Source organism: Dysgonomonas termitidis, assembly GCF_042654545.1.
In the GTDB taxonomy this organism is placed as follows: Bacteria; Bacteroidota; Bacteroidia; order Bacteroidales; family Dysgonomonadaceae; genus Dysgonomonas; species Dysgonomonas termitidis.
On the sequence record NZ_JBHSGN010000140.1, the window covers coordinates 1 to 1,962 of the forward strand.

Below are 1,962 nucleotides of genomic sequence, written 5' to 3' on the forward strand. Positions count from 1 at the left end.
CCTACGGTGGCACGGTAGAGGAAGGTTCCCCTGTCCACATCCGCAGTGCCTGCGGGGTCGGTCTGGAAGCACAGCACATCGACCGTATTGACCTTGGCCTCGTCTGTTGGCATGGCATAGGTCACCGGGCCGTCCGCCGGGTTGATGCCGGGTACGGACATTGTGATGGTTATCTCTTTACCCGGGCCGTTCATATCCACGGGATCATCGTTCCTGCACGATGTGTATGCGATCGTAAACAGGCCTAATACCCCGGTCACCAGCAGGGATAACCGGGAGCGCTTATACATTTTATTGGTTTTCATATCCTTGAGCTTTTTTTATATATTGCATTTTTTATATATGTCATACATCAGACTTTTCCTGTTACCGCTGCACGGGATTACCGCCAACCGGCCGGAACTGAATATGTCGTATTTATCGTTCATTTATATCTGTATGGCTCACTTAGCCTTTTTTCCCTTTTTGTAGGGTAGCCTGGCGCTACCCTGTGGTGTTGTTCGCCCACCCTGCTGTAACAGCACTGTACGCTGTACAATATTAAATGCACGAAGGGAATAAATCAAATACGCTCACCTACGTATTGTTACTCGACTACGCAGCGAATGGCAGAGGCGTATCCACGCGCTTGGTTCGAGTTTGTATTCAGGGCGCCAGGACCGAAATCAAGGTATTTTACATTATTACCGTTAATCGCAGATGAACCATATAAGCCGCGGCCGGTATCTAAAGCTGTTAAATTACCGTCGGCACGGCCGCGATGCCCGCAAGCGGGGTAGTAGCCTCGACCATTCAGTGTCCAGTCTGCACCGGTACCGACACTGAACCACTGCGACGTTAAGTCATACCACGGCGAGTCAGAGGTGGGTCCCGAAGCAGGAACCTTCCAACCTTCCGGACAAGGATCGTAAATGGTCTTCGAAGCCCCCCAAAGGGCGTCATTTTTAATGCTGGCTGTGATGCTGTACCAGTCATAACTGTTCGCACTAGACCCGGTATAGAATGTCAGCGGATTTGCCACAGCAACGCCGATATTGTAATTAGGGGAAGTACCCGCGGGAGCTTGGGTTTTTGTAACAGTGGCATAAGTTGGCTCGGTATTCGCAGTAGTACTGGCTGATCCCGGGAATGGATCCTTGCGGCCCCACTGGTACATCAGGCCCAGGGAGCCAACATCGCCCGGTGTATTGTTCATGGCGCCCAGGTTACGCTCCATAAAGGTCTGGCCGTTAGAAACGTATGTACCGGTTTCCGGATTATAATTTGTCACCCAGATATGCCATGACCACAGGATCACTCCACCCTTCTTAATGCATACCACACCGTTTCCTTCGGCTGATCCGGTACTGACAACTATATTGCCATATGGGCCGCTGCCATTTACCGTGACAGTACTAACCGCATTCGCATCGCTTTCCCATACCACTTCCGCAGTGAATGTTTCACCATCGTTTAGCTGTATGCCCAGGTCGGACATGTTGCAATTCCTGACAGGGATTGCGTAGTTATTTGTATTTGGAGCGACTATGAATGAATTTGCAGTAGGCGACATAACCTCCTGGTTCACCGTAACTATATGGGTAAATAGCCCGGACTGTATTATTAGTTTCCCTGTTCGTGCTGCTCCGCCATTGGCAGCAACCAGAACCGAAACGGTAGCCGTCGAGGTGGCAGTGCCTGTTGCGGGGTTGACCGATAGCCAGCCGCCGTTGGGAATAGATGTTGTTCCGTCCGCTTCGAAACATTCGATCGTCCAGGGGGCGGTGGATTTAACGGTGAAGGTATTGCCGGTGGAAGCGGCTGTCACCGCCTCATAGCCAAAATCAAAGTCCGGCGCATTGACCGCCAGGTAATTCTTTGCATCCCAATAGACATCGGTTAAGTTTTCATCGATGACGAAGACCTGCACGTCGATGTTGGTAATGACCTCCGTCGATGCCAGGGCGGCATCTGCAGTGGCAA

The 1,962-nt window shown here is 51.3% G+C and carries 2 protein-coding genes; both read right to left on the reverse strand.

The genetic code is table 11. From position 1 onward, the window contains the following. On the reverse strand, positions 1-305 hold a 305-nt coding region (locus ACFO6W_RS22740; RefSeq protein WP_380000816.1), incomplete at its 3' end, for a hypothetical protein. A 281-nt stretch (positions 306-586) separates the two neighbouring features. Beyond that, positions 587-1,807, reverse strand: coding sequence for a BACON domain-containing protein (locus ACFO6W_RS22745; RefSeq protein ID WP_380000818.1), 1,221 nt, complete (start codon positions 1,805-1,807; stop codon positions 587-589). Between the last annotated feature and the right edge of the window lie 155 nt (positions 1,808-1,962).